This is a genomic window from Streptomyces sp. NPDC048290, assembly GCF_040652095.1.
In the GTDB taxonomy this organism is placed as follows: domain Bacteria; phylum Actinomycetota; class Actinomycetes; order Streptomycetales; family Streptomycetaceae; genus Streptomyces.
In genome coordinates this window covers 231,606-252,981 of record NZ_JBEZLM010000004.1, presented here as the reverse complement: position 1 = coordinate 252,981, position 21,376 = coordinate 231,606, and the positions used below count along the sequence as shown (strand labels likewise).

Genomic DNA, 21,376 nt, shown 5'->3' with positions numbered 1-21,376 from the left:
ATGCAGACCGCACCGCGCAAAAGCACCCCACCCACGGAGGACCCATGGCAGCCCGACAGGCGACCCTCGACCGCCCCCACCGCATCCAGCGCCGCCGCCTCAAGGGCTGGCGCGCGCCGGTCGGCGCCGTCTACATCGGCCGCGGCTCCGCCTGGGGCAACCCCTACCGGCTCACCGTCTGCGGGCCCAACCACGTCGTCATCGACTCCCGCACCGAGGCAGTGATCTTCGGCAGCACGAGTGACCACGACGCCCGCCGGGTCGCCGTCGACTGGTACCGGGCGTGGGCGGTGAGCCAGCCCGATCTGGCGGCTGCGGCGCGGCGGCAGTTGCGGGGGCGGGACCTCATGTGCTGGTGCCCGACCGAACTGCCGTGCCACGGGGATGTGCTGCTGGAGCTGGCGAACGCTGCCTGACTGGCACATCCCATCCCCACACCGGCCCAACAAACCCAAACCAGACACACGACTGGAGTACCGAATGGCCGCCCGCACGCTGCCTCACGACCCGTACATCACCGCCGTCTGTGACGCCCTCACCGAAGACGGCCTAGACCTCACCGACCACTGCTGGACGGACGACAGCGAGACCCGCGGTACCTACTGCTACCTCAACGCCGTCATCAGCCTCGACCCGTCCGGCACGGTCGGCGCGACAGCGGAGGACATCCCTGCGGGCACCGAGTGGCCGCACGGTCTGCTGCTGATCTGGGAGTGGCACACCGGCGTCGAGGCCGAGCAGGGCGAGCCCGACAAGGGGCCGATCTGGCTGTTCGCCGCGCTGAAGGCCGACGGCAGCAACGAGTACCCCACCGCGCTGCCGGTCCACGGGGACGCCGACCCCGCCGCCGTCATCGACGCCACCCGCAAGGTGATCGGCCGCGAGATCGGCGCTGGTGACTTCTTCAACTTCGGCCAGTGCCGCTGGAGCGGCGGGATCATCGGCGGCTCCTGGGAGACCGCCGACGAGCTGCACGCCGCGTGCCAGGCGTGGGGGACGGCCGAGGAGAGCACCGGCCAGTGACCCGCAGACGGCCGCCCGCCGCTGGTATCGGCGGGCGGCCTGCCCCGACCCTACCGACCCGACTTGGAGCCGAGATGACCCAGCCCGACCCGACCGAGACCGCCCGCTACCGTCACCGCACCGCCGAGGTCGAAGCCGTCCAGTGGACCGGTAGCAACGCCGCGGCCCTGCGCGCCTTCTGCGGGCCCGACTTCGACGAGATCGACCTCGACGACCGCGTCGAGGACCCCGACGAGTCCGCCGCCGTCCGCGAGGGGAAACACGGGACGTGGCGCGGCCTGAAGCCCGGAGACTGGGTCGTGAAGCTGGATGAGGGCCTGTACGAGTTCAGCGCCGACGACTTCGCTGGGCAGTACGAGCCTGCCGGGGTGGCGCCCGCCACCGACCGGGCCGCCCTCCGCCAGCGCATCGCCGTGGCGATCGCACGCTACGACTGGAATGCCGGGCTGTCCGGCAGGGTGCCCCCGAGCGAGCACCACTACGGCGAGGCCGAGGCAGTGCTGCCGGTGCTGCCCGCGCCCGCCGACCGGGCCGCCGCGCTCCGGGACGTGGAGCAGCACGTTTGGGAACTCGCCCGCGCCACCTTCCAGCCGTACTACCGCAGCGCCTACGCCACGCTCGCCGAAGGCATCGGCCGGATGGCCGCCGAGGCCCAGCAGCCGGAGCCGGACGACACCGGCCTCACGGAGACAGGCATCGACCGCATGACGGCCACCGGGACCCCGGCACAGATCGTCACCACACCGCCGGACACGCCCGCCGCCGGGGCGCAGCAGCAGCCCGACGCCGAGACGCTGGCCGCCGCCCTCGACGGAATGCACACCCTCATCGCGACAAGCAGCCGCGACTGGGGCACCTACCGGGTCGACGCCTGGCTGTGGGCCGTCCTGTGCGGCTGGGACTGCGAAGAGACCGAGCACGACGACACCTGCACCCACGGCACGCTGGAGGAGATGGCTGCCCGGCACGGCTGGGACACAGCGACCGTGGCGAAGGCCCGCCGGTACAGGTCCGCCGTCCGGGCGCTCACCGCGCCCGGTGCTGCCGCGCCCGCGACTGAAAGGCCGAGCCGCTACGAGGCGCTGAAGAACTGCATCTGCACCCCAACCGCCTGCCCGCCACACTGCCCCTGCCACGCCGATGCTGCGCCCGCGAAGGAGGCGTGACCGTGGCCGCGGCTCTGCCTGCCCCGCTGATCGCCTACCTTGCCGAGCGCGACCGCCAACACGCCGATGCCGTGACCGCGTTCCTCGAACGCCTCACCGACTACGAGCGCGGCCTCGTCCACGACGCCGCCGTCATGGGCTACGTCCAGGGCCTCATGCGCGACCGTTCGGAAGGTTGCCCCAAGGACTCGCAGGTAATCCGGCTGGTGGTCGACGCCTGCCTCGCCCACCCCGATCTCTACCCGACCGTGAACGCGGAGGCCCCGCAGTGATCGACGTCGGCTTGTTCGCGGTCTCGGTGCTCGCGGTCTCCGGACTCGTGTGCGGGCATCAAGGCCAGCCGTGGCCGCTACGCCCTCAACGCGGGGCGCGGCGGCGGCTCCCAGCGCCCCACAGGCGCCCACGCGCCTCCCGCACCACCCGAGGGGCCACTCACTCCACAGGAGGGCGTACAGCCGTTCGCACCCCCGCATGGGCGGCCGCCGACCACCACACCACCCAGGAGCAGCCGTGACCCACCGCATCGAACCCGGACAGACCTACCGCGCCTGCAACGGCAGCGGACTCCGTATCCGCGTGGTGCGCCGCGGCCCCGGCTTCCCCGCGTGGGGATGGTCAAAGACCACCGTGGAAACCGTCCTCCCCACCGGGGAGGGCACACGCCAGCGCGCCATCGAGACGACCCAACTCCACGCCACGCCCACCACCCGCGACGGGCAGCCCCGCCGGACCGGATACGCCCTGGAGCAGCAGTGACCAGCCCGTCGTACGCGCCCCGGGGCGAGCACACGCCTGCCCCGGGTGTCACCTGGGAGCAGTACCTCGTCCGCGGCGAGCAGCTGGTGGACGACGCCGCCCCCGACCCCTGGCCCAACCGCGCCACCCGACGCGCCCTACAGCGCACACCCCAAGGAGCCGCCATGCACTGCCGAGTGGTCGCCGCGGTCATCGCCCGCACCCTCACCGCTCAAGGCCACACCAACGCTCTGACCGGCCCCTCCTGGCAACCCGGCCACCGCGCCACCCAGGCCAGCCCCACCACGGCCCGCGTCTGGCACGACGGCCCCGACGAAACCGACCACCTCGACCAGTACGCCAACGCTCTACGAGCGGCGGGCTACACCGTCACCACCGAACGGGCAGCAGGACGACGGCCGTCGCTCCGGATCAGCCGACAGAAGGAGAAATGACCATGCGGACCGTGTTGGTGCCCCGCTGGTTCCTCGTAGCGAACGCCGCCCTCTGGCTGGTCACGGTCGTCTGCTGGCTGATCGTCCTCGCCGCCTGAGCACGACGACGGGGCGTGCCACAGACCTCCAGGCCCTGCTTGACAGCGGTGGCATCCTGCTCGTAGCCCGCTCGTCTGCCGCGCGAAATCGTGGCCCCCGAGCACCAGCCGGCGAGATAGCCGAGCGGGCAGCCGGCGCCCCGGCTACTTCTTCGCCCCCACTTTCAGGATCTGGTCCACGAGGCTGGTCGTTCCGCCGATCATCTCCGCGACCTGCGCGAGGGTGCGGCCCTGTTTCAGTTCGGCGACTGTGGCGGAGCGGTGCGCTTTGACGGCGCGCTGGAGTTCGGGCAGCAGCGCTTGCGCTTCGGCGGCGAGTGCCTGCCGGGCGACGGGGTCTTCGACGCTGTCGAGTTCGGCGGTGATCGCGGCGGCGGCGTCCGTGATGTGCTGCTGAATGCGGGCGAGTGTGGCTGTGTGGGTGTCTGTCATATCCCCAGGTTAGAGGCTTGCCTGCATGAATTTCTAGAGGGGGGGTTGAAATTTCCAGACCCCCTCTATAAACTGGAGTCACAAGCCAAGGGGGAAACCCCAAGGCAAACAACTCAAGAGAGGGGGGTGAATGACCCCAGGGGAGATCAGCGTGATCCTCGGCTCCATCTCCGCGACCATCTCGGCCACAGCACTACTCGTGACCGTACGACGCGGAGGAAAGCCGAAGCGGAAGAGCCGCAAGGCCCGACACCGCAGGCGCTGAAAAAGGGGCCCGGAGATGCTAACGACAACTCCGGGCCCCGCCCCCCAGAATCGCGCACCCCCCTGCCACAGCACAACCAACGCGAGAGGAGAACGATGACCACCCCGTACCGGATCACACTCACCGGACTCGCCGTGACCGCCGCCCTGCTGGCCTACGCCACCGTCCAGCGCGACGACGCCTCATGGATTCCGGCAGCCCTCTGGGCCTGCTGGCCCCTCTGGGCGGCCACCGCCGCCGGGACCGTCTGGGCGACCCGCACCCGCCGGGCCGGCTGACCCGGACCGCAGCAGCCGGCGCCCGCCCCGCGACCCTGCGGGGCGGGCGCTGCGCGTTCAGCGCCCCCACACGTCCGGACCGCCGCCCCGCCAGGTGATCCACGGCAGATCCGGCACATCATCCGGGTCGACCTTCAGCCCGGCCCGCCGCAGGAACTCCGCCACATCCCGCAGGCTGTGCGCGAGGCCGAGGATCTCGCCGCCCACCCGCACCATCCGGCCACCCGTCGGCGACGGCGGCTGGACGATCACCCGGATCGCGGCCATACCCCCAGGGTCATCCCGACCCCGTTGGCGCGCACGCGGGCGCGTCAGTCCATGATCCCCAGCTCGGTGTCCGGACGGCAGTGCGTACACGCGGGGACGCCTTCAGCGAGCGCCCGGCGGGCCACGTCGACCGGCACCCCCTTCGAGCGGGGCCCGGCCATGTGACACGCGCCAGCGTGCACGGCGACAGGCGCAGCGGCCCGGTTGATGCCGTGCTCCAGGAGCCAGTCCGGCGGCTCCGGCCGGGCCGCGGCACCACGCTGCTCCTCCGCCTCCCGTCGCTCCTCGTCCGCGATCCACCGCCGGGTACGTGCGAGGTCCCTCTCCTGGACGCGCAGCAGGAAGCGCAGCAGGTCCAGCCGGGTCGGTTCGCTCACATGTTCGATCCTATGCCCGGTCAGTCCGGCATGCGTGATCAGGTACTCCGGGAGACGCTGGCCAGGTGGACCCCGGCCGCTACCACCTGCTCCTCACGGTCGACGGCCGCCCGGCGCGGCACGGCTGGTGGGACAGCGAGGCGACCGCCCGGCGGAAGGCCATCGACTGGATCGGCGAGTACGGCGGACGGCCTGGCGTGAAGATCACACTCGTGGACGAGACGACCGGCGCCCTGTTGACGGAGTGGCCGGACGGGGCATGATCCGCACCGGCTCAAGGGTGTACGGGGTCCGGCTCGTCCGGGTGGGATGCCGTGTAGAAGGCGCGGCGCCGGCGGTCCAGGTCCGCGTCCACACGGCGCAGATCCTCCGCCAGCGCGGTCCACACCTCGCTCCGGTCCTGGGCGCCCGGGTCGGCGGACCGCTCCGCGGTCTCGTACTCGGCCTCAGCCCGGCTGCGGGCGACCTCCCGCACCTCGGCCAGGACCTGACGCAGCGCCTTCAGCGTGTCCAGAGCGTCGGTGACGGACCGCTCGCGCTCCTCGGCCGGGCTGTCCTTGTCGAAGGCGAGCGTCATGTCCACCCGCAGCGGGCTCAGCACGTCGGTGAGCGGCAGGCGGATGTCGGCCAGGAGCCCGGCGCGGGGCCGGGTGGCGCCCTCGACCCGCACGGTGTCCGCCAGCCACAGCGGGGTGCGCCCCTCGTGCCGCCAGGGCTTGGGGGCCTGGTCGCGGGCGACGTATCCGTGCCATGTCCTGAGAGCGATGCCCCAGTTGTCGGCGCACTGCTGGGCGGTCCAGTACTCCGTCTGCTCGGTCATCCGATGCTCCTGAGGTTCGCGGCCCGGCGGCGGGCGGATTCGAGGGATGCCATGGCGTGGAGGCGCAGCTCGGCGGCGAGCCACCGGGTGCGCTCGGTGGCGGGCTGCTCGGCGGCCTGGGCGGCGGCGTCCTCGAAGCCCATCGCGGCGCGCCTGGCGGCGCCGCGGGCCCGGTGCTTGCCGCTGGCGCGGTCGCGCTGCCCCCCCTCGCGGTCGGCGGGGTGGCAGCCGGGCGGCGGCGTGAGGCTGGCGGCCAGGGCGCGGGCCTCGGCCGCGAGGGCGGCGTAGTCCGGTGTGTCGTCCACGGTGGTCCTCCTGGCGGCGCGCATGGCGCCGATGGCGATACGGCGGGCGAGGGAAGCGGCGTCGATGACCCGCCGGCGGCCGGCCGTCTTGGTGGCGGCGACGGCGCCCGATCGGCACCAGGTGCGGATGGTCGGGACGGTGACTCCGGCCTGGACGGCGGCTGCGGTGGTGTTCATCGGACCTCCCTCGGTCAACTAAGACTGTACAGTCTCGAACTGTACAGTTCAACCCCTGAGGGCGGTCCGCTACCGCACCCCTGCGGCCCGTGCCACACTGGCCACCTTCGGCCCCGCATACGCGGGGGTGCCCTGGTCCCCGCATCCGCGGGGTGCTCCCCATCCGCGCCCCCAAAGGGCAGTTGCCCAGGAATGCGACATGCCGACCAGAACCCACCCCCTCGCGGACTACGCAGACCGCATCGACCCCGCCCGGCCCTACACCGTCCGGCAACTCGCCGAGCTGATGGAAATGGCCGTCTCCAGCGTGACCGGCATGGCCGACTACGGCTGGCTCCCCGGCAGCCGTGTGACCCCTCACAGCCGGGGTGGCCGCGTCCGCACATGGACCGGCGCGCAGCTGCTGCGCCTCGCCCGACGGCCGATCCGGGTGACGTACGACCACAGCCGTTTCACGCCCGTCACGCTGTACCGGGTCGGCTGCCGGTGCAAGGGCTGCGTCAGCGCGCACACCGCGGACAGCCGGGAGCGGCGAAGGGCGCTCGCCGAGGAGGCGTTCCCGGCGGACAAGCGGATACTGCTCGTGGCCCTGATCAGAGGCGCCACGCCCGTCGCCGAAGCCGCCGCCGAGGTGGGGGTGACGCCGGGCCAGGTCCACGGCCGGGCGGCGTGGGACGCGGCGTTCGCCGACCGGATGGACGAGGCAGGGTGGGCCCTGTGCGTGCTGGGCCAGGGCGACCCGCGGTGCGGCACGGGCGGCGGCTACCGGGGGGACTCCCGCACGGAGGTGCCGAGGCCCGGCTGCCGAGGGACCGGGTGCCGGGAGTGGCGGCGTGATCGCGCTCAGCAGGAACGGGCCGGGGCGCCGGGTTGACGTAGGGGAGGCAGGGGGCGTTGCCGCCGTGGCATCCTGCCGATCATGGCCCACCGCCCCTACCCGAATGCCCGGCGCGCACTCAACCAGCTCGACCGCCACTACCCCGGACCGCCCCTCATGCGCGTCGGCCGCATCGACATCGCCATGCGCCCCGCATCCAGCCGCATCGCCTCGCCCACCGGCGCCTACGTACTGTCGACACGGCGCACTCCTGACTACCCTGCCGGAAGCCGCTGACCGCTCCACCCTGGACCGCTACGATGGGCGACCGGAAAGTCACCCAGCGCCCGGAGGCTCCCATGGGAACACCGGACACCGACACTCCCAACCCGCGCCCCGACTACCCGCCGAAGACCCCCCCGCCGCCGAAGCGCCCGCTATCCCCGCCACGGCCGCAAACCCGGATGGAGTCGGCACTGCCCGCCCATCGGGGGGCAGGTAGGGGCGGGCGGCCGGTCATGAAGAACAGGCGCGGCGCCAACTGGACCCTCGACGCACAGCCCTGGGCCGCCCGCTCGGCCCCCGGCAATGCCGTCGCTACGGTCACCGGTCAGCTGACCGCTTGGGGACTTCCGGCACCGGCCGCCCTGGAGAGCCTCGTCCGCCACCTCGTCACCACGGTCGTAGCCGACGGCGGCCGACGCGTCAGCCTCCACCTCGCCGAGCAGGCCCACCAGCTCCTCGTCCTCGCCCTCAGCCACCAGCCGCACCCGCCCGCCCTGGACGACGGTGCACTGCCGCGCCTGCGCGAGCTGGGGGCGGTCAGCTGCGGCACGGAGTCCACGGTGGAGGGCCGTCAAGTGTGGGCGGTCGTGGATCTCATTCCGCTGCGACAGCCGATTGTCAGTGGCGGACGGTAGCTTCGCGGCATCCGACAACGACTAGACAGTCGGGTTGCTGCTGGTGCCCCGTCCCGGCGTGATGCACCGGGACGGGCCCGCTCCCCGGAACCCCGCCCGCGCCCGGCGCTGACCCGGTAGCGTCCCGGTCGTGCCGTACCGCTACCGCTGCCACGCGTGCGCCGCCGACGGTCGCCGCCACGGCTCCCGCGCCGACGCCAAGACCGACCGCGCCGAGCATCGCGACCGGGCGCACCATGGGCTCACCCCGGACGACGAGATCCTCCATGAGCCGGGACTGCTGGCGGTGGGTGCGCGCTGGATGCTTGCCCGACTGGCCGCCCGGCGCTGAACCTGCGCTACGGCCGCATCAACCGTCCGACGAGCCCTCCTTCTTCGCTGGCCGCTTCGTGCCCCGCAGCCCTTTCGCGATCTGCTGCGCGCGCGTCTGATGCACGCCGAGGGCATCGCCGATCTGCTGCCACGTCATCCCGGAGTCCTTCATCCGCTGGACCCGCGCTTGGCGCAGCTCTCGGAGGCGCGCGTGATGGTCGGGCCAGGTATCGAGTACCTGCGTGACCGCCTTGGCGCACGCCTCGTCGTCCTGCATCTGCTCCAGACGCTCGATCGCCTCCAAGAGTCGACGCACCTCCTCGACCTGCTCGTCCACTGACGCTCCCTCCGTGCCGTGGAGCGCGACAACCCGACTTTAGACCCTAGGGTCTTGCATCGCATAGACCCTAGGGTCTAACGTGCTGAGCCGGAGGGAGCCGCACCCGGTTCCCGCTGATGCACAAAGCCCCCGGTCCGCTGATTTGGCGATCCCGGACCGGGGGCCGGACCCACCCCAAAGCGATCAAAGGAGCAGGCCCGCCATGGAGCGTACCGACCAGCCCAGCCCCCAGCCCAGCCCACCGCCCGAGCCCCGCACCAACGAGATCCTCCGAGAGCCCGCCACCGTCGACGCCTGCCAAGCCGACTACCGAAACGGCGCCGACATCCGCGCCCGCCTCGGCTGGACCAGCCACTGATGGGCCGCCTCCGCGACGTGCTCCGCAGCCTCACCCCCGGGAACGACGCCCAGCTCGCCGCCGACCTCGCCGCGCAGCGCCGCGCCAACCACCGCGCCCGCGTCCACCGCGACGGCGACAAAGCCGGTGCCAAGATGCCGCGCCGCTACCGCCAGCACAACGGCTGACCACCCCAGACCGGCCGCCCCCGTGACAACCCCCGCACGGGGGCGGCCACCGCTCCCGGAGGAGCACGTGAAAACCCTGAGCCGCCCCCACGCGCGCCGCACGCCCCGCGCGGGACGCCCGTCTCACCCACCGTCCCACCCCGCCCCCTGGTGGGTCCGCTGGTTCACCAACGCCGGCCGCCCCATCGTCGCCGTCGTCGTCCTCATCATGTGCGCACCCGGCGAACACCACCTCGCCGTCCTCGCCGGATGGGACGGGCGTCTCGCCTGGGGCATGGCCGCCGTCCTCGCCGCCTACGCAGGCATCGCAGCCTCCGTCGCCTCCAACCGGCCCGCCGGATCGCCCGGAAAGACCTCGGCGGTGGTCGGCGCGTTCGTCTCACTCGGCGCAGCCATGGCCGCCCAGCCCGTCTCACACGCCTTCGTCACCGGGCATCTGTCCAGCTCACCTCGCACACCCCTGTGGCTCGTCGTCATCGTCTCGTGCGTCCCGCCTCTGGTCTTCGGGCACCTGCTGCACCTCGCCGCCACCCCGGTCCCGCGCACTGGCGAGACGCCCGTCCCAGCACCCGCACCCCACGCCGCACCGGCCTTCGCACCCTCCCTGCCCTGGGAGCGCGCCGTACCTCCCGGCGCCCGGCTCCTGCCGATCGTCCCGCACGCCGCCGAGACGGACCGGGACAGCCGTGAGACGCACCGGTTCCTCACCACCCGCGAGGTCGCCGACCGCTACAAGGTCAGCGTCTCAACCGTCCGCACGTGGAAGGACCGCGCCAAGATCCGTCCCGCGTTCGTGGACCCCTCACGCGGAGCCATGTACGACCCCGAGACGCTGCCCAACGCAGCAGCGGTCGGGTGAGACGCATGAACGACAAGCCCGTCACCCCGACCCGGATCATCCCCGCCGGTGCAGCGCTCCCCGCACGGCCGCCCGCACCCCGCGAAGCCCCGCCCTGGCGACCACCGCCACCGGCCGTCCCACCGCCACCCGACCCGCCGCCCGTCGCCCAGGTCCACCACACGCACGAGATCGTGCTGACCTGGACGCCCCCCGAACCCGAACCCTCCCGCTGGGAACGCCTCACCGCCTGGCTCGGCCGCTACATCCGCCCCTGGCACGCCGCCATCGGCCTCACCACCGCAGTCCTCCCGATCCCCGGCACCGGCTACTCGGCCGCCACCACGTGGCACTACACGGTCGGTCTCGCCCGCGACTCCTTCGGCGCGGGCTGGGGATACAGCCTCGGCGCCGTCCCGCTCGCCCTCGCCGTGTCCGTCATCGTCCGCCGCGGCGGCAGCCCCCTGCGCCTCTTCGCCCTCACCGTCACCGGCATCGGCGCGCTCGGCGCCCTGTCCTGGTGGGACCCCATCCAGATGATCACCGGAGTCCAGAAATGAACGTCGCCCTGTCTCTAGGAGGCGTCGCCATCGCCCTCGCCATCCTCTGGCTGAACCTGCGCCCCTGGTGGAAGGGCGGCAAGGACCCCAAAGCGCTCCTGCCGTACGCGTCCGGTGCCGGGCTCGGCTCCCTCGCCACCATCTGCGCAGGCGGCGCCCTCGGCTGGGGAGCCTCCGGCATCGCCGCACTCGCCACCAGCGGCGGCACCACCAGCGTCGAAAAGGTGACCGGCACCTCGGGCGCCGCGACCATGCCCACCGGCAGCATGGGCACCCTCACCCCCGAAGGCGGGGTCGTCGTGTGCCTCCTCCTCGTCGGCGTCGCCCTCCTCCACAAGACCTCCGGCAAACCGGACAAGAGGAGGATCGTCGGCGGGTTCGTCACCTTCGCGATCCTCGGATTCCTCCCCGGCGTAGCCGAACTGCTCAGCTGGTGGCCCGAAGCCGTGAACACCGTCGGCGCACGCGGCTACCAGCTGCTCTCCACCGGAAACCTGTGATGCGGCGGCGCCTCGCCCTCTGGGCCGCCCGCACCACCACCGCCGACCGCCTCGGCCGCGGCAGCAGCATCGTCTGGCAGACCCGCGCCGACGCCGTCACCGCATGGGTACGCGCCGGCCGCCGTACCGACCTCACCGGCTGGCGTGCCGCGCTCGGCCCCCTCGTCCGTCTCGCCTTGCTGGGGGTGCTGGCCTACACGGTGTGGGCGGTGCTGCGGGCGCTGCCGTGGCTGATGTGGCTGGTCGTCGGGTGGTGGCTCCGCGCCGCCTGGCGAGCCGGAAGACCCTCGACCTCGGCCGCCGAAGAACCCGCGGAGGGCGCCCTGCTGCCCGCCTCCGGGGAGACGATCCGGCAACTCCTCGACATCCTCATCGGGGCCGACTCCGCGGTCCACCTCTCCACCGTCCTGGACCACCTCCGCAAGCGGCCCGACACCGCCGCGCTGACCGCCTCCTGGACGGTCACCGATCTGCGCGCCTGCCTGGAGGGTCTGAGCATCCCCGTCCACCTCAAGGTCAAAGCGGGCGGGAAGGGGCCGACGAGGGGCGTCCGGCGCGTCGATCTGGCCCCTGCCCCGGCTGCGGCGCCCAGGCCGGGCGAATCGCCGTCTACCGCCGCGTGACCTGCACGTCTACCACGTCATCTACCACCGTCTGCCGCCGGATCTACCGGCCATCTACCCCTGGAGGACACCGTGAAGCGATACGACCTCATGTCGAGCGCCGATATCAAGGCCGAGATCCAACGGCTGCGTGCCGAGATCGACCGCCCCGAACTGTCTGCTGCAGCGCGGGATGCCGCGCACTGGGGGATCGATACCGGCCTGGACGAACTGCGCAAGCGCGGCGAACTCTGACGCAGCGGCCCCCGGGGCGCCAGTCCCACCCGTCACGCCAGCCTCAACTTTCGACAACAACGCGCAGTAGAAGGCAACTCCGCACCCAGCGGATATAGGTAGAGGCGCCCGCCCCACCACCAACCCCTGACCAGCACACCGCCGAAGGAAGGCCACCTCATGTATGACGACATCGACGACACAGACCCCAACGCCTGCCCCGACTGCGGCGCCGGGGGCGGCGGCGACCCCTACGGCGAATGCGTCTGCGAGGACGACGAGTGACCTCTGACGACCGGTTCGGCCAGGCCGCGGCGCTCATCGCCCGCGGCCTGGCCGTCGTCCCGCTCCCACCGGGCGGGCGGGTGCCCGAGCCCGGATGGCAGCGACTCGCCACCCGCAACCCGGAGGTGCTGCCCGAGCTGCTCGCGGGCGACCGCAACATCGGCGTCGGCTGCCGCGCGTCGGGCGCCGTCGTTCTGGATCTCGACGTCAAGGGCGCCGTCGAAGGCCGCGCCGTGCTCGCCGCTCTGGCCGATCGGCTCGGTGAGCCGTGGCCTGAGACGCTGACCGTGGACACGCCGAGCGGCGGCTGCCACCTGTACTTCCGGGTACCGGCGGACTGCACGATCGGCAGCAGCTCCGGAGGAACGACCGCACTCGGGCACGGCATCGACGTGCGCGGGCCCGGCCGGCGCGGCGGGGGTTACGTCGTTGGGCCCGGCTCGATCGTCGGGGGCATCCCCTACGTGATCAGCCATGACGTCCCGCTGGCCCGGCTGCCCGGATGGATCGCCGACCGGCTCACCACCGCGTAGCTCCCGGCGTCCGTGTGGAGGAAGCCCCGGCCACGCCGATCACCCGCTCAGGTGGCCGGGAGCTGGTACGACAGGACGTAGACAGCCGCCACTCCACCAGGCCCCGGTTGCGCGCGCCGTTACCATCAAGCCAGATCAACCAGTAACGCTCGCGCTGCACGAGGGGACCCTGTGGCCACCAACCACCCAGAACTCGGCGCTGAACCTAGCGACGAGGAAATGCAGAACTGCCGTTCGGAAGAGGGAATTACCGTTGGCCTGGTGGATGCCGTCATCGGCATCGTGCGGGTCCTCGCTCCGCGCGACCTGAGGGCGGTGAATGTGCAGGAGGCGTTGGCGGACCTGTTTGAAGATCGCGATTTCCAAACAATCCAGAACGCGAATGAGCGAACTGGGGTAACGGATCGATGACGCCTGTGGCTACCAACCCCGCCAACCCAGAACCTGCTGAGCCGCCCAACGGCTACCAATGGCCCACCTGCCCATGTGGCCGCCCCCTCCACCACCACGAACTCGGCCGCATCGCCTGCCGCCCCTGCCAGGACCACACAGATAGCGCCCTCAGGCAACTTGCCGGACGCGACGGCCTGTACGCGCGCCTTGCTCACGTCCTCGCGCCCGGCCGCAGCGGAGACGTAGCCCACATCTCCGGCTCCCGCACCGCACCACTCCCCATCCGCCTCGAACCCCTTTCCCTCATGGCTCGCGGCGGCGTCGTCACCGTTCTTCAGAGCTGGCTGACCGACTGGCATGAGCACCTCGGATGGCGGCACCCCCGGTGGCAGGGCGGACTCCAGCAGCAGCTCGACCAGGTCGTCCGTGCTCTGCGAACCAACCTTGAATGGGCCGCCAGCACGCACCCTGCTTTCGGTGAGTTCGCTGACGAAGTTCACGCCCTTGTCCGGCAGTGCGAGCGGCAGATCACCGGGGAGCGCCGAGAGCGCCCCATCTCCGTCAACTGCCCGTGCGGTGCCGTACTCCGCGTCACTGTGTCCACGCCCGGCGCCCGCTGCCGCGGCTGCGACACCCAGTACGCCCGCACCGAAGTCCTCGACCTGCCGCTCGCTGCCAGGGCCGCGTAGAGCCCGCTTGCGAACGAGATCGCACGTATGTCACAGTGCCCTCAACGGAACACTCCTGTGTCCGCAGCTACTTCAGCCCCCAGCTTCCGGCCGGGGGCTCTCTGCATTTTCGGGGGGAGGCTGTCATGGACCCGCGCGAGCTGTACCCCGACGATCTCGTCTTCGAGCACGAAGCGACCGAAGCGACCGGGGTACCGGGACAGGTCATCCGGCAGTGGGCCAGGCGCGGCAAGATCCACCGCTTCCAGGGCGACGGCAGGCTCACCGGCCAGGGCCACGAGTACAAGACCATGTACGCCCTCCCCGAAGTCCGCGAACGGGCCCGTAGCTACCGCCCCGCTCCCCAGCGCGCACCCCGCGCGGCCTGATCTCCCGCCGTCCGTCGACCTCCCCCGTTACGGACGGCGGGACCCCACGCAGCGCCCACGACGAAGGAGGCCGCGTGGCCGACAATCTCACCAACACCGCCGAAAACCTGATGCTGGACTGGATCAACGGCGTCGGAACCCCAACCCGGCCGACCACCCCCCTCAAGGTCGCCCTCGTCACCGTCAATGGCACCGACACCACCGCAGGCACCGAAGCGACCGGCGGCTCCTACGCCCGGCAGAACCTCGCCGTCGCCGCCGCCGTCGGCGGAGCCACGTCCAACTCCGCGGATCTCTCCTTCACCGGGATGCCCGCGGCGACCGTCGTCGGCGTAGAAGTCTGGGACTCCGCAGGCGGTCCCGTCCGCCTCTGGTACGGGCCGCTGTCCGTTCCCCGCACTGTCGATGCCGGGGACGAACTCCGCCTCACCGCCGGATCGCTCACCCTTTCCCTCGCGTAGGGAGGATCGCATGCCGTCTCTCAGTGACCTGGTCGACAACTTCAACGACGGCACGATCGGGCCGGACTGGGGCAACTCCTACGGCGGCGTATCCGAAAGCGGCGGCGTGGCCCACGTCCCCTGCACCACGGGCTTCGCCGGACTCCAGACCGCCTACGCCTGGACATTCGCAGGATCATCCTTCTTCGTGAAGATCACCTCCGTCCCCGACGGGACCGGCGCCACCGAGGCGTACTGCGGCGTCCTCGTCAACGGCGACGGCGCCGGAACCCGAATCGGCTTCACCATCAAAGCCGTCGGCGACCTGCTCCGCATGCAGAGCGATTCCGGATACTTCGACCCCGACGCCGTAGAGATCGCCCACGACCCCGTCGCCCACGCCTTCCTCCGGCTGCACGAAGACGGCACCAACGTCTACTGGGACACCAGCCCCGACGGGTCGACGTGGACCAACCGCCGCACCGCCACAAGCCCCGCCTGGATCGCCGCCGCCGTCGACACCTGCGCCCTCGACCTCTCCGCCCACCGCGACGCAGGCACCCCCGACGACGCCCAGTACGACCTCTTCAACACCCTCAGCAACGGGGACGTCATACCCGCCGCAGCAACCCTGTCGGCACAAACCAGCCTCACCGCCACCCCCTCGGCCGCCGCCCACGCGACAGCCCCCCTCAGCGCGACCAGCACCCTGAGCGCGCCGACCGCACTCTCCGCCCGTGCCGGTGCCCTCCTTACCGGACAGGCGACGCTCACCGCGGACGCCACCGACACGGACCTCCCGGAGGTGGCCTCCTTGACCGCCGGAGACTGGGACCTGTACATCGAGCAAGGCTCGACGTTCGTTCAGACGTACACCGTCGTCGACGATCCCGATTTCACCTGGGTGGGCTGGGGTGCCCGCGCGCAGATCCGGTCCGCGCCAGCGGACAGCGGCGAACTGCTCCTCGACCTCACCCCGCACTTGGCGATCATCGGTGCGGCCATCAGGCTCGCGCTCCCCGCCACGGTGACGCAGACCCTCACCCGCAACGGCGTGTGGGACCTGGAGGTCTACCAAGGCGGCACCGTTGTCCGGCTCCTCAACGGGCGCGCCGTCGTCTCCCCGGAGGTGACCCGGTGAGGATTCAGGTCACCAGAGAACAGGCAGTCGACAAGATCGAAGTCACTGGCGGCCAGCCCTCGCGTGTCGTTGACGTCACTGCCGGATTCGTCACCTCTGTCAATGGGCGCGCCGGAAACGTCACCGGCCTTGCCGAAGCCGACGACGTTCCGGACCTCAACCTGGCCAACGTCCGCGACTACGGGGCCGTCGGCGATGGCACGACCGACGACACCGCCGCGGTCCAGTCAGCCATCGATGCGGGCGGCGTCACGTACTTCCCGCCCGGCATCTACGCGGTCGGTACGCTCCATGCCCGGCTGGGCATGGTGCTGCGAGGGCTCACCCGCTCCGCCTACGCCTACCCGGTGCCCGCCACCCAATCCAGCACGCTGAAGCTGAGGACCGGTACCAACGGGCATCTGATCGTCGGCGCGGACGGCATCAACAATGTCCAGATCAGTGACCTGGCGTTCGACGGGAACAAGGCGAACAACACCAGCGGCGACATCGTCCACATCGATGCCGCCAGTGCGCAGGACACGTCCTGGCACCTGTACGACTGCTACCTCGACAACTCGCCGCACGACGGGATCTTCATCGGTTCCGGCCGCCAGGCGGTCAAGATCACCCGGACCTGGGTGATGCGGTCCGGCAACAACGGAGTCACCCTCTCCGGTGCCGACGGGGGCCTCGATGCTGTCCTCATCGGCTTGTCGGGCAGCAACGGCGTCTACATCGGCGGCTCGGTCGAGCACCTCAGCAACTGCGACATCTGGTCATCCGACGGAAACGGCATCATCTGCGACAACGTCAACCAGGTCTCCCTCGTCAACTGCGGCATCGACCGGCACAAACAGGCCGGTCTCGTAGTGCAGGGCGGCGGAGCCGTGACCGTCGTCGGCTGCATGTTCCACTCGAACTCGCAGCAGACGAACAACACCTATCCGCACATCTCGGCAACGGGCGGAGCCGTGACCGTCCTCGCCACACAGTTCGGCTACGACGGGCTCCCCAACAACCCGGACTGGGCCATCAAACCCGTCGGCTCCGCTGCGGTGCTGGACTGGGGCAACCGGGTACTCGCCAGCTCAACCGTGCAGGGCTACATCTCCAACCCCGCTGCGGTGCAGAATGCGTCGGGCGGCAGCATCTCTCTGCCCACCGGAACACAGGTGAACATCGGCGGGTCCGGCTCTTCAGCCGCAGTAGCCATGCGGGGCTCCGCCACAGGCGATTTCGCTTTCTCCACCCGCGTCGGATCGGACACCAGCTCCAGATTCACCCTCAACGCGGCAGGCACCCACACGTGGGGAAGCGGCACCGCTGCTACCGACATCACACTCGCGCGAGACATCGCCAACCGCCTCACCCTCTCCACCGCCGACCTCCGCATCGCAACCTCAGGCCGCGGCCTCCTCGTCGCCGAAGGAACCAACGCCAAGATGGGCACCGCCACCCTGAACGGCACCACCAGCGTGACCGTCACCACGACGGCCGTCACGGCGACCAGCCGGATCTACCTGACGACACAGGCGCCCGGAGGAACCCCGGGCAGCCCCTACGTGTTCTCGCGTACCGCGGGCACGTCCTTCACCATCAGATCGACCAGCGCGTCCGATACGGGGTCGGTCGCCTGGCTGATCGTCGAGCCCGCCTAAGGAGCCCCGATGCCCCGCACGAACATCGCCGCCGTTCAGGCGTCCCGCGCTGGAACCGTCCTCCCGGCCGCGACTGCAGGTGACGTCGCCAACGGCAACAGCACCGCGAACGACGGTCGCGTCGTGCTCATCGTGAAGAACACCAACGCCTCGTCGACCGCGCGCACCATCAGCTTCCAGACCACAGTGTCCGTCGACGGGCTCACCGCGCCCGTGCGCTCGGAAACCATCCCGGCGGGCGAGACGCAGATCTTCGGTCCGTTCTCCCCGAACGACTACGGCAAGACCCTCGCCTACAACGCCGACAACGCCGAGCTGACGATCAACGCCATCCGCGTCTGATGAGCGCCTTCCACGTCTACCCGGTCGCCGACCTCGTTGAGCACGACGTGGAGAACGGCGAAAACTGCGTATGCGGGCCGACACCGAGGCCCGTGAAGCGCGACGACGGATCGATCGGGTGGGTGATCACTCACCACTCGCTCGACGGACGCGAACTCACCGAGTAGCACCCAACCCGCAGAGGAACCCGCAATGGCCCGCATCCAGATCCTCGAACTCCCCGAAGGCACCGGCGACGACCGGCCACCCTTCGTCCTCGTCGTGGACGAGTACACCCCCGCCCGCTACGTCCTCGGCCCCGACGCCCCAGTGCCGACGCCCCTGCCACTTCTCGAAGGCGTGGCCGAGAAGATCGGCGCCCGCGCTGTCCTCGTCTTCGAGGACACCATCGACATCCCCGCCAACGAGGTGCCGCTCGATGAGGACGGGAAGCCGCTCTTCCTCAAGGTCCACATCGAGGGCGAGTTCGAGAGATTCCGTGAGCAGGTTCAGGACGAGATCCGCAAGGCGCAAGCGGCCCTCGGGAACGAGCGCCTACAGCGGCCCGCCTAGTCCTGGAACGACCCGTCCCTGCGGCGCTGATGGCGGCCCATCATGTGCTTGCACTGCGGACAGCACTTCAGGAACACCGGCTTCACCAGCCACGACAACGTGAACAGATACAGCAAGTGGCGCCCCTGACGAGCGATCCACGACATCGTGCACGTCCGACAATCACGGCAACCACTGGCCATGCCATCCCCCAACTCACGCCCCGATCCGGGAAGCGATCACACCACCGATCGCGCCACCATCGGGGCGATGTGACACAGCCGTGACCGATCAGGAGGAGCACCGTGGCACGCGGCCGAGAACTCCGCATCTGCTCCACACCAGGCTGCCCCGAGTACACAACCGGAGGCCGCTGCCCCGACTGCCGCGCCAAGGCCGACAAGCAACGAGGCACCAGCGCCCAGCGCGGCTACGGCACAGAGCACCGGCGACGCTTCCGCGCCGCAGTCCTCGCCCGCGATCCGGTCTGCGTGGCCTGCCACCAAGCACCCAGCAAGCACGCAGACCACCACCCCCGCAGCAGACGGGAACTCCAGGCTGCGGGGCTCGACCCCAACGATCCCCAGCACGGGCGCGGTCTCTGTGCGGCATGCCACTCGCAGGAGACGGCGAGACACCAGCCGGGCGGCTGGAACGCCCGCGAAGACTGAAAGCACACAAAACCGCAGGTCAGAGACATGTGGCGGGTGAAAGTGCAGGTCAGGGGTGGGGGAGGACCCTCCGGGCTGATCACGGCCTGACCGCCGGGGAGGGCTCTGTCTGGTCGGTCAAGATCAAAATGTCCAAATTGATCTTGAGGTGGCCTCCGCCGGTCGCGCAAGGCGCCGGTGTGCTCGCCGCGCAACGCGGCAGTTGGAGTGATCAATATGGCGAGTGGTGGAGCACGTGCACGGTCCGGTCCTGCCCCCGACCCGAACGCACTGCGCCGGGACAGGGATGTCGGCGAGTGGACGGTGCTGCCTGCGGAGGGCCGCCAGGGCGCGACGCCCGGCTGGCCGCTGACGGAGCAGAGCACCCGCGAGGCGGAGCTGTGGGCGGACCTGTGGCGGAAGCCGCAAGCCCTCATGTGGGAGCGGTACGGCCAGGACGTCGAGGTCGCGCTGTATGTGCGGCGCCTGACAGAGGCGGAGCTGATGGACTCGCGGGTGAACCTGTCGACGCTCGTGCGGCAGATGGGCGACTCGCTCGGACTGACGACGCCGGGGATGCGGGCAAACCGGTGGCGGATCACAGCTGAGGAGGCTGCCCCGGCTGGGCGTTCCGGGCGGGCGCCGGCGGCGAAGCCGTCGTCGAGGTCTCGCCTGAAGGTCGTCCCGGGCGATGGAGAATGAGTTCGTCGTCGACTTCCCGACGCTGTGGGTGGCCTGCGATTGGATCGAGCACCACTGCGTCGTGCCGGACGGGTTCCGCAAGGGCGACCCGTTCGAGATGTACGACTGGCAGCTGTGGTGCACGGCGAACTTCTACCGCATCAAGCCGGATGCCAAGCGGGGCCAACTGGCGCCCGCCTTCCACTATCGGCGTTCGCAGTGCGTGGCGCCGCAGAAGACCGGCAAGGGGCCGTGGACGGCCGCGGTCTGCGCGAATGAAGCTGTCGGTCCTGCCGTGTTCGACGGGTGGGCTCGCGGGGGCGAGGCGTACGACTGCCGGGACTGGGGTTGCGGCTGCGGATGGCTGTACGAGTACGAGCCGGGTGAGCCGATGGCGCGGCCGTGGCCGACGCCGCTGGTGCAGATCACGGCGTTCAGCGAGGAGCAGACGGACAACGTCTACCGCCCGCTCCAGTCGATGATCCGCAACGGTCCGCTTGGTGAGCTGATGAGGGTCGGGGAACAGTTCATCCGGCTGCCGAACGACGGTCGGATCGACGTCGTCACGTCTTCCGCCCAGTCCCGGCTGGGTAACCCAGTGACGTTCGTGCTGCAGGACGAGACGCAGCTGTGGACGGTCACGAACAAGATGGACCGGGTGGCGACGACGCAGCGCCGCGGTGCGGCCGGTATGGGCGGCCGGACGATGGAGACGACGAACGCGTTCAATCCGGCGGAGGACTCGGTGGCGCAGCGGACCGCCGAGTCGAAGGTGGCGGACATCTTCCGCTTCCATCGGGTGCCGCCGGCGTCGCTGTCGTACAAGAACAAGGCGGAGCGCCGGAAGATCCATCGGCACGTCTACGCGGGATCGATGCATGTCGACCTGGACGCGATCGAGGCCGAGGCTGCGGAACTGATGGAGAAGGACCCGGAGCAGGCGGAGCGGTTCTTCGGGAACCGCATCGTGTACGGCTCGGGTTCGTGGATGAACGGCGACGCCTGGGACGCGTTGGTGGAGTTGCGCGAGGTTCCGGACGGTACGGATGTGGTGGCCGGTTTCGACGGCTCGGATATCGACGACCACACGGCGCTGCGGCTGGAGACGCTGGACGGCTACCAGTTCACGCCAGGGTTCGGGCCGGACGGGCTGCCGACGATCTGGAATCCGGCGGACTACGGCGGGCAGGTTCCTCGGCTTGAGGTCGCTGCGGCCATCGACGAGGTGTTCACGCGCTTCAACGTGCTGCGGTTCTACGCGGACCCGCCGTACTGGGAGTCGGAGATCGATGCGGCTGCCGAGAAGTACGGGGAGAAGCGCGTGGTGCGCTGGTACACGTATCGGGTCGTGCAGATGCACGCGGCGGCGGAACGGCTGCTGACGGACGTTACGAAGGCGGACTCGCCGTTCCGGCACGACGGCTGTCCGATCACCGCCGTGCATGTGCGCAACGCGCGTAAGGCGGCGCGGACGGGCGGCCGGTATGTCCTCGCGAAGGCGAGCCCGGCGCAGAAGATCGACGCCGCGATTCCGAGCATCCTCGCCCACGAGGCCGCCGGTGATGCGGTAGCCGCAGGGCTGGCCCGGCCGAAGAAGAAGTCGAAGATGCTGATTCTGCGGTGAAGCGAGGTGAGCT

38 protein-coding genes are annotated in these 21,376 nt (G+C 70.6%); 32 read left to right on the top strand and 6 right to left on the bottom strand.

Features of this window, described 5'->3' with window-relative positions; translation table 11 throughout:
- Positions 1-44: 44 nt before the first annotated feature.
- From AB0D49_RS08410 to AB0D49_RS08385, 6 genes are all read left to right on the top strand, one after another.
- Positions 45-416, top strand: coding sequence for a DUF4326 domain-containing protein (locus tag AB0D49_RS08410; protein ID WP_362752825.1), 372 nt, complete (start codon positions 45-47; stop codon positions 414-416).
- A gap of 64 nt (positions 417-480) precedes the next feature.
- Positions 481-1,023: a hypothetical protein gene (locus tag AB0D49_RS08405; RefSeq protein ID WP_362752823.1), complete on the top strand. Its 543-nt coding sequence runs from the start codon at positions 481-483 to the stop codon at positions 1,021-1,023.
- Between the two features lie 74 nt (positions 1,024-1,097).
- Entirely contained in the window at positions 1,098-2,189 is a 1,092-nt protein-coding gene (locus AB0D49_RS08400; RefSeq protein WP_362752820.1) for a hypothetical protein, read from the top strand.
- Positions 2,186-2,461, top strand: a complete 276-nt coding sequence (locus tag AB0D49_RS08395; protein WP_362752817.1) for a hypothetical protein — start codon at positions 2,186-2,188, stop codon at positions 2,459-2,461. Before AB0D49_RS08400 ends, AB0D49_RS08395 begins: the two co-directional genes overlap by 4 nt.
- A gap of 238 nt (positions 2,462-2,699) precedes the next feature.
- The gene (locus AB0D49_RS08390) at positions 2,700-2,945 is read left to right on the top strand and encodes a hypothetical protein (RefSeq protein WP_362752814.1); all 246 of its coding nucleotides are present in this window, start codon (positions 2,700-2,702) and stop codon (positions 2,943-2,945) included.
- Complete coding sequence (locus AB0D49_RS08385; protein WP_362752811.1) at positions 2,942-3,379, top strand: hypothetical protein; 438 nt, start codon at positions 2,942-2,944, stop codon at positions 3,377-3,379. The genes AB0D49_RS08390 and AB0D49_RS08385 overlap by 4 nt, the downstream gene beginning before the upstream one ends.
- Before the next feature lie 242 nt (positions 3,380-3,621).
- On the opposite strand, the gene AB0D49_RS08380 is transcribed toward AB0D49_RS08385, so the two are convergent.
- Positions 3,622-3,909 carry a hypothetical protein gene (locus AB0D49_RS08380; RefSeq protein ID WP_362752808.1) on the bottom strand — a complete coding sequence of 96 codons (288 nt, stop codon included), beginning with the start codon at positions 3,907-3,909 and terminating at the stop codon, positions 3,622-3,624.
- A gap of 360 nt (positions 3,910-4,269) precedes the next feature.
- Here AB0D49_RS08380 and AB0D49_RS08375 point away from each other — a divergent pair, with 360 nt between their 5' ends.
- A complete protein-coding gene (locus AB0D49_RS08375) occupies positions 4,270-4,452 on the top strand; it encodes a hypothetical protein (protein ID WP_362752806.1) in 183 nt (60 codons plus the stop codon).
- 57 nt (positions 4,453-4,509) lie between these two features.
- On the opposite strand, the gene AB0D49_RS08370 is transcribed toward AB0D49_RS08375, so the two are convergent.
- Together AB0D49_RS08370 and AB0D49_RS08365 are read right to left on the bottom strand one after the other, a co-directional pair.
- Positions 4,510-4,719, bottom strand: a complete 210-nt coding sequence (locus AB0D49_RS08370; RefSeq protein ID WP_362752803.1) for a hypothetical protein — start codon at positions 4,717-4,719, stop codon at positions 4,510-4,512.
- A 44-nt stretch (positions 4,720-4,763) separates the two neighbouring features.
- The gene (locus tag AB0D49_RS08365; protein WP_362752800.1) at positions 4,764-5,096 is read right to left on the bottom strand and encodes a DUF6233 domain-containing protein; all 333 of its coding nucleotides are present in this window, start codon (positions 5,094-5,096) and stop codon (positions 4,764-4,766) included.
- A gap of 65 nt (positions 5,097-5,161) precedes the next feature.
- On the opposite strand from AB0D49_RS08365, the gene AB0D49_RS08360 reads away from it, so the two are divergent.
- Positions 5,162-5,359: a hypothetical protein gene (locus tag AB0D49_RS08360; protein ID WP_362752797.1), complete on the top strand. Its 198-nt coding sequence runs from the start codon at positions 5,162-5,164 to the stop codon at positions 5,357-5,359.
- 11 nt (positions 5,360-5,370) lie between these two features.
- On the opposite strand, the gene AB0D49_RS08355 is transcribed toward AB0D49_RS08360, so the two are convergent.
- Positions 5,371-5,916, bottom strand: coding sequence for a hypothetical protein (locus AB0D49_RS08355; RefSeq protein ID WP_362752794.1), 546 nt, complete (start codon positions 5,914-5,916; stop codon positions 5,371-5,373).
- Positions 5,913-6,398: a hypothetical protein gene (locus AB0D49_RS08350; protein WP_362752791.1), complete on the bottom strand. Its 486-nt coding sequence runs from the start codon at positions 6,396-6,398 to the stop codon at positions 5,913-5,915. Before AB0D49_RS08350 ends, AB0D49_RS08355 begins: the two co-directional genes overlap by 4 nt.
- A gap of 199 nt (positions 6,399-6,597) precedes the next feature.
- On the opposite strand from AB0D49_RS08350, the gene AB0D49_RS08345 reads away from it, so the two are divergent.
- The 4 genes from AB0D49_RS08345 (at position 6,598) to AB0D49_RS08330 (ending at position 8,466) form a co-directional block, all read left to right on the top strand.
- On the top strand, positions 6,598-7,272 hold the full coding sequence (locus tag AB0D49_RS08345) for a hypothetical protein (protein WP_362752789.1): 675 nt from the start codon (positions 6,598-6,600) through the stop codon (positions 7,270-7,272).
- Between the two features lie 45 nt (positions 7,273-7,317).
- Positions 7,318-7,512, top strand: coding sequence for a hypothetical protein (locus tag AB0D49_RS08340; protein ID WP_362752786.1), 195 nt, complete (start codon positions 7,318-7,320; stop codon positions 7,510-7,512).
- Between the two features lie 221 nt (positions 7,513-7,733).
- A complete protein-coding gene (locus AB0D49_RS08335) occupies positions 7,734-8,135 on the top strand; it encodes a hypothetical protein (RefSeq protein WP_362752783.1) in 402 nt (133 codons plus the stop codon).
- Between the two features lie 130 nt (positions 8,136-8,265).
- On the top strand, positions 8,266-8,466 hold the full coding sequence (locus tag AB0D49_RS08330; protein WP_362752780.1) for a hypothetical protein: 201 nt from the start codon (positions 8,266-8,268) through the stop codon (positions 8,464-8,466).
- An 18-nt stretch (positions 8,467-8,484) separates the two neighbouring features.
- Here AB0D49_RS08330 and AB0D49_RS08325 read toward each other — a convergent pair whose 3' ends face one another.
- Entirely contained in the window at positions 8,485-8,784 is a 300-nt protein-coding gene (locus AB0D49_RS08325) for a hypothetical protein (protein WP_362752777.1), read from the bottom strand.
- Positions 8,785-8,989: 205 nt separating this feature from the next.
- On the opposite strand from AB0D49_RS08325, the gene AB0D49_RS08320 reads away from it, so the two are divergent.
- From AB0D49_RS08320 to AB0D49_RS08225, 20 genes are all read left to right on the top strand, one after another.
- Positions 8,990-9,145, top strand: a complete 156-nt coding sequence (locus tag AB0D49_RS08320) for a hypothetical protein (RefSeq protein WP_362752774.1) — start codon at positions 8,990-8,992, stop codon at positions 9,143-9,145.
- Positions 9,145-9,312 carry a hypothetical protein gene (locus AB0D49_RS08315; protein ID WP_362752771.1) on the top strand — a complete coding sequence of 56 codons (168 nt, stop codon included), beginning with the start codon at positions 9,145-9,147 and terminating at the stop codon, positions 9,310-9,312. Before AB0D49_RS08320 ends, AB0D49_RS08315 begins: the two co-directional genes overlap by 1 nt.
- Before the next feature lie 67 nt (positions 9,313-9,379).
- On the top strand, positions 9,380-10,171 hold the full coding sequence (locus tag AB0D49_RS08310; protein ID WP_362752767.1) for a hypothetical protein: 792 nt from the start codon (positions 9,380-9,382) through the stop codon (positions 10,169-10,171).
- A 5-nt stretch (positions 10,172-10,176) separates the two neighbouring features.
- Positions 10,177-10,710, top strand: a complete 534-nt coding sequence (locus tag AB0D49_RS08305; protein ID WP_362752764.1) for a hypothetical protein — start codon at positions 10,177-10,179, stop codon at positions 10,708-10,710.
- Positions 10,707-11,210 carry a hypothetical protein gene (locus AB0D49_RS08300; protein WP_362752761.1) on the top strand — a complete coding sequence of 168 codons (504 nt, stop codon included), beginning with the start codon at positions 10,707-10,709 and terminating at the stop codon, positions 11,208-11,210. Before AB0D49_RS08305 ends, AB0D49_RS08300 begins: the two co-directional genes overlap by 4 nt.
- A complete protein-coding gene (locus AB0D49_RS08295) occupies positions 11,210-11,833 on the top strand; it encodes a hypothetical protein (protein WP_362752758.1) in 624 nt (207 codons plus the stop codon). Before AB0D49_RS08300 ends, AB0D49_RS08295 begins: the two co-directional genes overlap by 1 nt.
- Positions 11,834-11,905: 72 nt before the next feature.
- Positions 11,906-12,067 carry a hypothetical protein gene (locus AB0D49_RS08290; protein WP_362752755.1) on the top strand — a complete coding sequence of 54 codons (162 nt, stop codon included), beginning with the start codon at positions 11,906-11,908 and terminating at the stop codon, positions 12,065-12,067.
- A 260-nt stretch (positions 12,068-12,327) separates the two neighbouring features.
- Positions 12,328-12,864 (top strand): bifunctional DNA primase/polymerase, encoded by a 537-nt coding sequence (locus tag AB0D49_RS08285; RefSeq protein ID WP_362752752.1) that lies wholly within the window; start codon positions 12,328-12,330, stop codon positions 12,862-12,864.
- Between the two features lie 171 nt (positions 12,865-13,035).
- Positions 13,036-13,275, top strand: a complete 240-nt coding sequence (locus tag AB0D49_RS08280; protein WP_362752750.1) for a hypothetical protein — start codon at positions 13,036-13,038, stop codon at positions 13,273-13,275.
- Between the two features lie 287 nt (positions 13,276-13,562).
- Positions 13,563-13,946, top strand: coding sequence for a hypothetical protein (locus AB0D49_RS08275; RefSeq protein WP_362752747.1), 384 nt, complete (start codon positions 13,563-13,565; stop codon positions 13,944-13,946).
- Positions 13,947-14,071: 125 nt separating this feature from the next.
- Positions 14,072-14,314: a hypothetical protein gene (locus AB0D49_RS08270; RefSeq protein WP_362752744.1), complete on the top strand. Its 243-nt coding sequence runs from the start codon at positions 14,072-14,074 to the stop codon at positions 14,312-14,314.
- A gap of 74 nt (positions 14,315-14,388) precedes the next feature.
- Positions 14,389-14,775: a hypothetical protein gene (locus AB0D49_RS08265; protein ID WP_362752741.1), complete on the top strand. Its 387-nt coding sequence runs from the start codon at positions 14,389-14,391 to the stop codon at positions 14,773-14,775.
- A 10-nt stretch (positions 14,776-14,785) separates the two neighbouring features.
- Positions 14,786-15,895 carry a hypothetical protein gene (locus tag AB0D49_RS08260; RefSeq protein ID WP_362752738.1) on the top strand — a complete coding sequence of 370 codons (1,110 nt, stop codon included), beginning with the start codon at positions 14,786-14,788 and terminating at the stop codon, positions 15,893-15,895.
- Entirely contained in the window at positions 15,892-17,535 is a 1,644-nt protein-coding gene (locus AB0D49_RS08255) for a glycosyl hydrolase family 28-related protein (protein ID WP_362752735.1), read from the top strand. The genes AB0D49_RS08260 and AB0D49_RS08255 overlap by 4 nt, the downstream gene beginning before the upstream one ends.
- Positions 17,536-17,544: 9 nt before the next feature.
- On the top strand, positions 17,545-17,877 hold the full coding sequence (locus AB0D49_RS08250; RefSeq protein WP_362752732.1) for a hypothetical protein: 333 nt from the start codon (positions 17,545-17,547) through the stop codon (positions 17,875-17,877).
- On the top strand, positions 17,877-18,044 hold the full coding sequence (locus AB0D49_RS08245; protein ID WP_362752730.1) for a hypothetical protein: 168 nt from the start codon (positions 17,877-17,879) through the stop codon (positions 18,042-18,044). The genes AB0D49_RS08250 and AB0D49_RS08245 overlap by 1 nt, the downstream gene beginning before the upstream one ends.
- 25 nt (positions 18,045-18,069) lie before the next feature.
- Positions 18,070-18,429, top strand: a complete 360-nt coding sequence (locus AB0D49_RS08240; protein ID WP_362752727.1) for a hypothetical protein — start codon at positions 18,070-18,072, stop codon at positions 18,427-18,429.
- A 284-nt stretch (positions 18,430-18,713) separates the two neighbouring features.
- The gene (locus AB0D49_RS08235; RefSeq protein WP_362752724.1) at positions 18,714-19,079 is read left to right on the top strand and encodes a holin; all 366 of its coding nucleotides are present in this window, start codon (positions 18,714-18,716) and stop codon (positions 19,077-19,079) included.
- A gap of 216 nt (positions 19,080-19,295) precedes the next feature.
- Positions 19,296-19,760, top strand: a complete 465-nt coding sequence (locus tag AB0D49_RS08230; protein WP_362752721.1) for a hypothetical protein — start codon at positions 19,296-19,298, stop codon at positions 19,758-19,760.
- The gene (locus AB0D49_RS08225; RefSeq protein ID WP_362752719.1) at positions 19,750-21,363 is read left to right on the top strand and encodes a hypothetical protein; all 1,614 of its coding nucleotides are present in this window, start codon (positions 19,750-19,752) and stop codon (positions 21,361-21,363) included. The genes AB0D49_RS08230 and AB0D49_RS08225 overlap by 11 nt, the downstream gene beginning before the upstream one ends.
- Positions 21,364-21,376: the final 13 nt, after the last annotated feature.

Bases quoted from the DNA above. Each gene is read 5' to 3' on its own strand.
- AB0D49_RS08410 (WP_362752825.1), top strand. From the start codon at position 45: ATGGCAGCCCGACAGGCGACCCTCGACCGCCCCCACCGCATCCAGCGC.
- AB0D49_RS08405 (WP_362752823.1), top strand. From the start codon at position 481: ATGGCCGCCCGCACGCTGCCTCACGACCCGTACATCACCGCCGTCTGT.
- AB0D49_RS08400 (WP_362752820.1), top strand. From the start codon at position 1,098: ATGACCCAGCCCGACCCGACCGAGACCGCCCGCTACCGTCACCGCACC.
- AB0D49_RS08380 (WP_362752808.1), bottom strand. From the start codon at position 3,909: ATGACAGACACCCACACAGCCACACTCGCCCGCATTCAGCAGCACATC.
- AB0D49_RS08375 (WP_362752806.1), top strand. From the start codon at position 4,270: ATGACCACCCCGTACCGGATCACACTCACCGGACTCGCCGTGACCGCC.
- AB0D49_RS08370 (WP_362752803.1), bottom strand. From the start codon at position 4,719: ATGGCCGCGATCCGGGTGATCGTCCAGCCGCCGTCGCCGACGGGTGGC.
- AB0D49_RS08355 (WP_362752794.1), bottom strand. From the start codon at position 5,916: ATGACCGAGCAGACGGAGTACTGGACCGCCCAGCAGTGCGCCGACAAC.
- AB0D49_RS08350 (WP_362752791.1), bottom strand. From the start codon at position 6,398: ATGAACACCACCGCAGCCGCCGTCCAGGCCGGAGTCACCGTCCCGACC.
- AB0D49_RS08345 (WP_362752789.1), top strand. From the start codon at position 6,598: ATGCCGACCAGAACCCACCCCCTCGCGGACTACGCAGACCGCATCGAC.
- AB0D49_RS08340 (WP_362752786.1), top strand. From the start codon at position 7,318: ATGGCCCACCGCCCCTACCCGAATGCCCGGCGCGCACTCAACCAGCTC.
- AB0D49_RS08335 (WP_362752783.1), top strand. From the start codon at position 7,734: ATGAAGAACAGGCGCGGCGCCAACTGGACCCTCGACGCACAGCCCTGG.
- AB0D49_RS08320 (WP_362752774.1), top strand. From the start codon at position 8,990: ATGGAGCGTACCGACCAGCCCAGCCCCCAGCCCAGCCCACCGCCCGAG.
- AB0D49_RS08315 (WP_362752771.1), top strand. From the start codon at position 9,145: ATGGGCCGCCTCCGCGACGTGCTCCGCAGCCTCACCCCCGGGAACGAC.
- AB0D49_RS08305 (WP_362752764.1), top strand. From the start codon at position 10,177: ATGAACGACAAGCCCGTCACCCCGACCCGGATCATCCCCGCCGGTGCA.
- AB0D49_RS08300 (WP_362752761.1), top strand. From the start codon at position 10,707: ATGAACGTCGCCCTGTCTCTAGGAGGCGTCGCCATCGCCCTCGCCATC.
- AB0D49_RS08295 (WP_362752758.1), top strand. From the start codon at position 11,210: ATGCGGCGGCGCCTCGCCCTCTGGGCCGCCCGCACCACCACCGCCGAC.
- AB0D49_RS08275 (WP_362752747.1), top strand. From the start codon at position 13,563: ATGGCTCGCGGCGGCGTCGTCACCGTTCTTCAGAGCTGGCTGACCGAC.
- AB0D49_RS08270 (WP_362752744.1), top strand. From the start codon at position 14,072: ATGGACCCGCGCGAGCTGTACCCCGACGATCTCGTCTTCGAGCACGAA.
- AB0D49_RS08260 (WP_362752738.1), top strand. From the start codon at position 14,786: ATGCCGTCTCTCAGTGACCTGGTCGACAACTTCAACGACGGCACGATC.
- AB0D49_RS08250 (WP_362752732.1), top strand. From the start codon at position 17,545: ATGCCCCGCACGAACATCGCCGCCGTTCAGGCGTCCCGCGCTGGAACC.
- AB0D49_RS08245 (WP_362752730.1), top strand. From the start codon at position 17,877: ATGAGCGCCTTCCACGTCTACCCGGTCGCCGACCTCGTTGAGCACGAC.
- AB0D49_RS08240 (WP_362752727.1), top strand. From the start codon at position 18,070: ATGGCCCGCATCCAGATCCTCGAACTCCCCGAAGGCACCGGCGACGAC.
- AB0D49_RS08230 (WP_362752721.1), top strand. From the start codon at position 19,296: ATGGCGAGTGGTGGAGCACGTGCACGGTCCGGTCCTGCCCCCGACCCG.
- AB0D49_RS08225 (WP_362752719.1), top strand. From the start codon at position 19,750: ATGGAGAATGAGTTCGTCGTCGACTTCCCGACGCTGTGGGTGGCCTGC.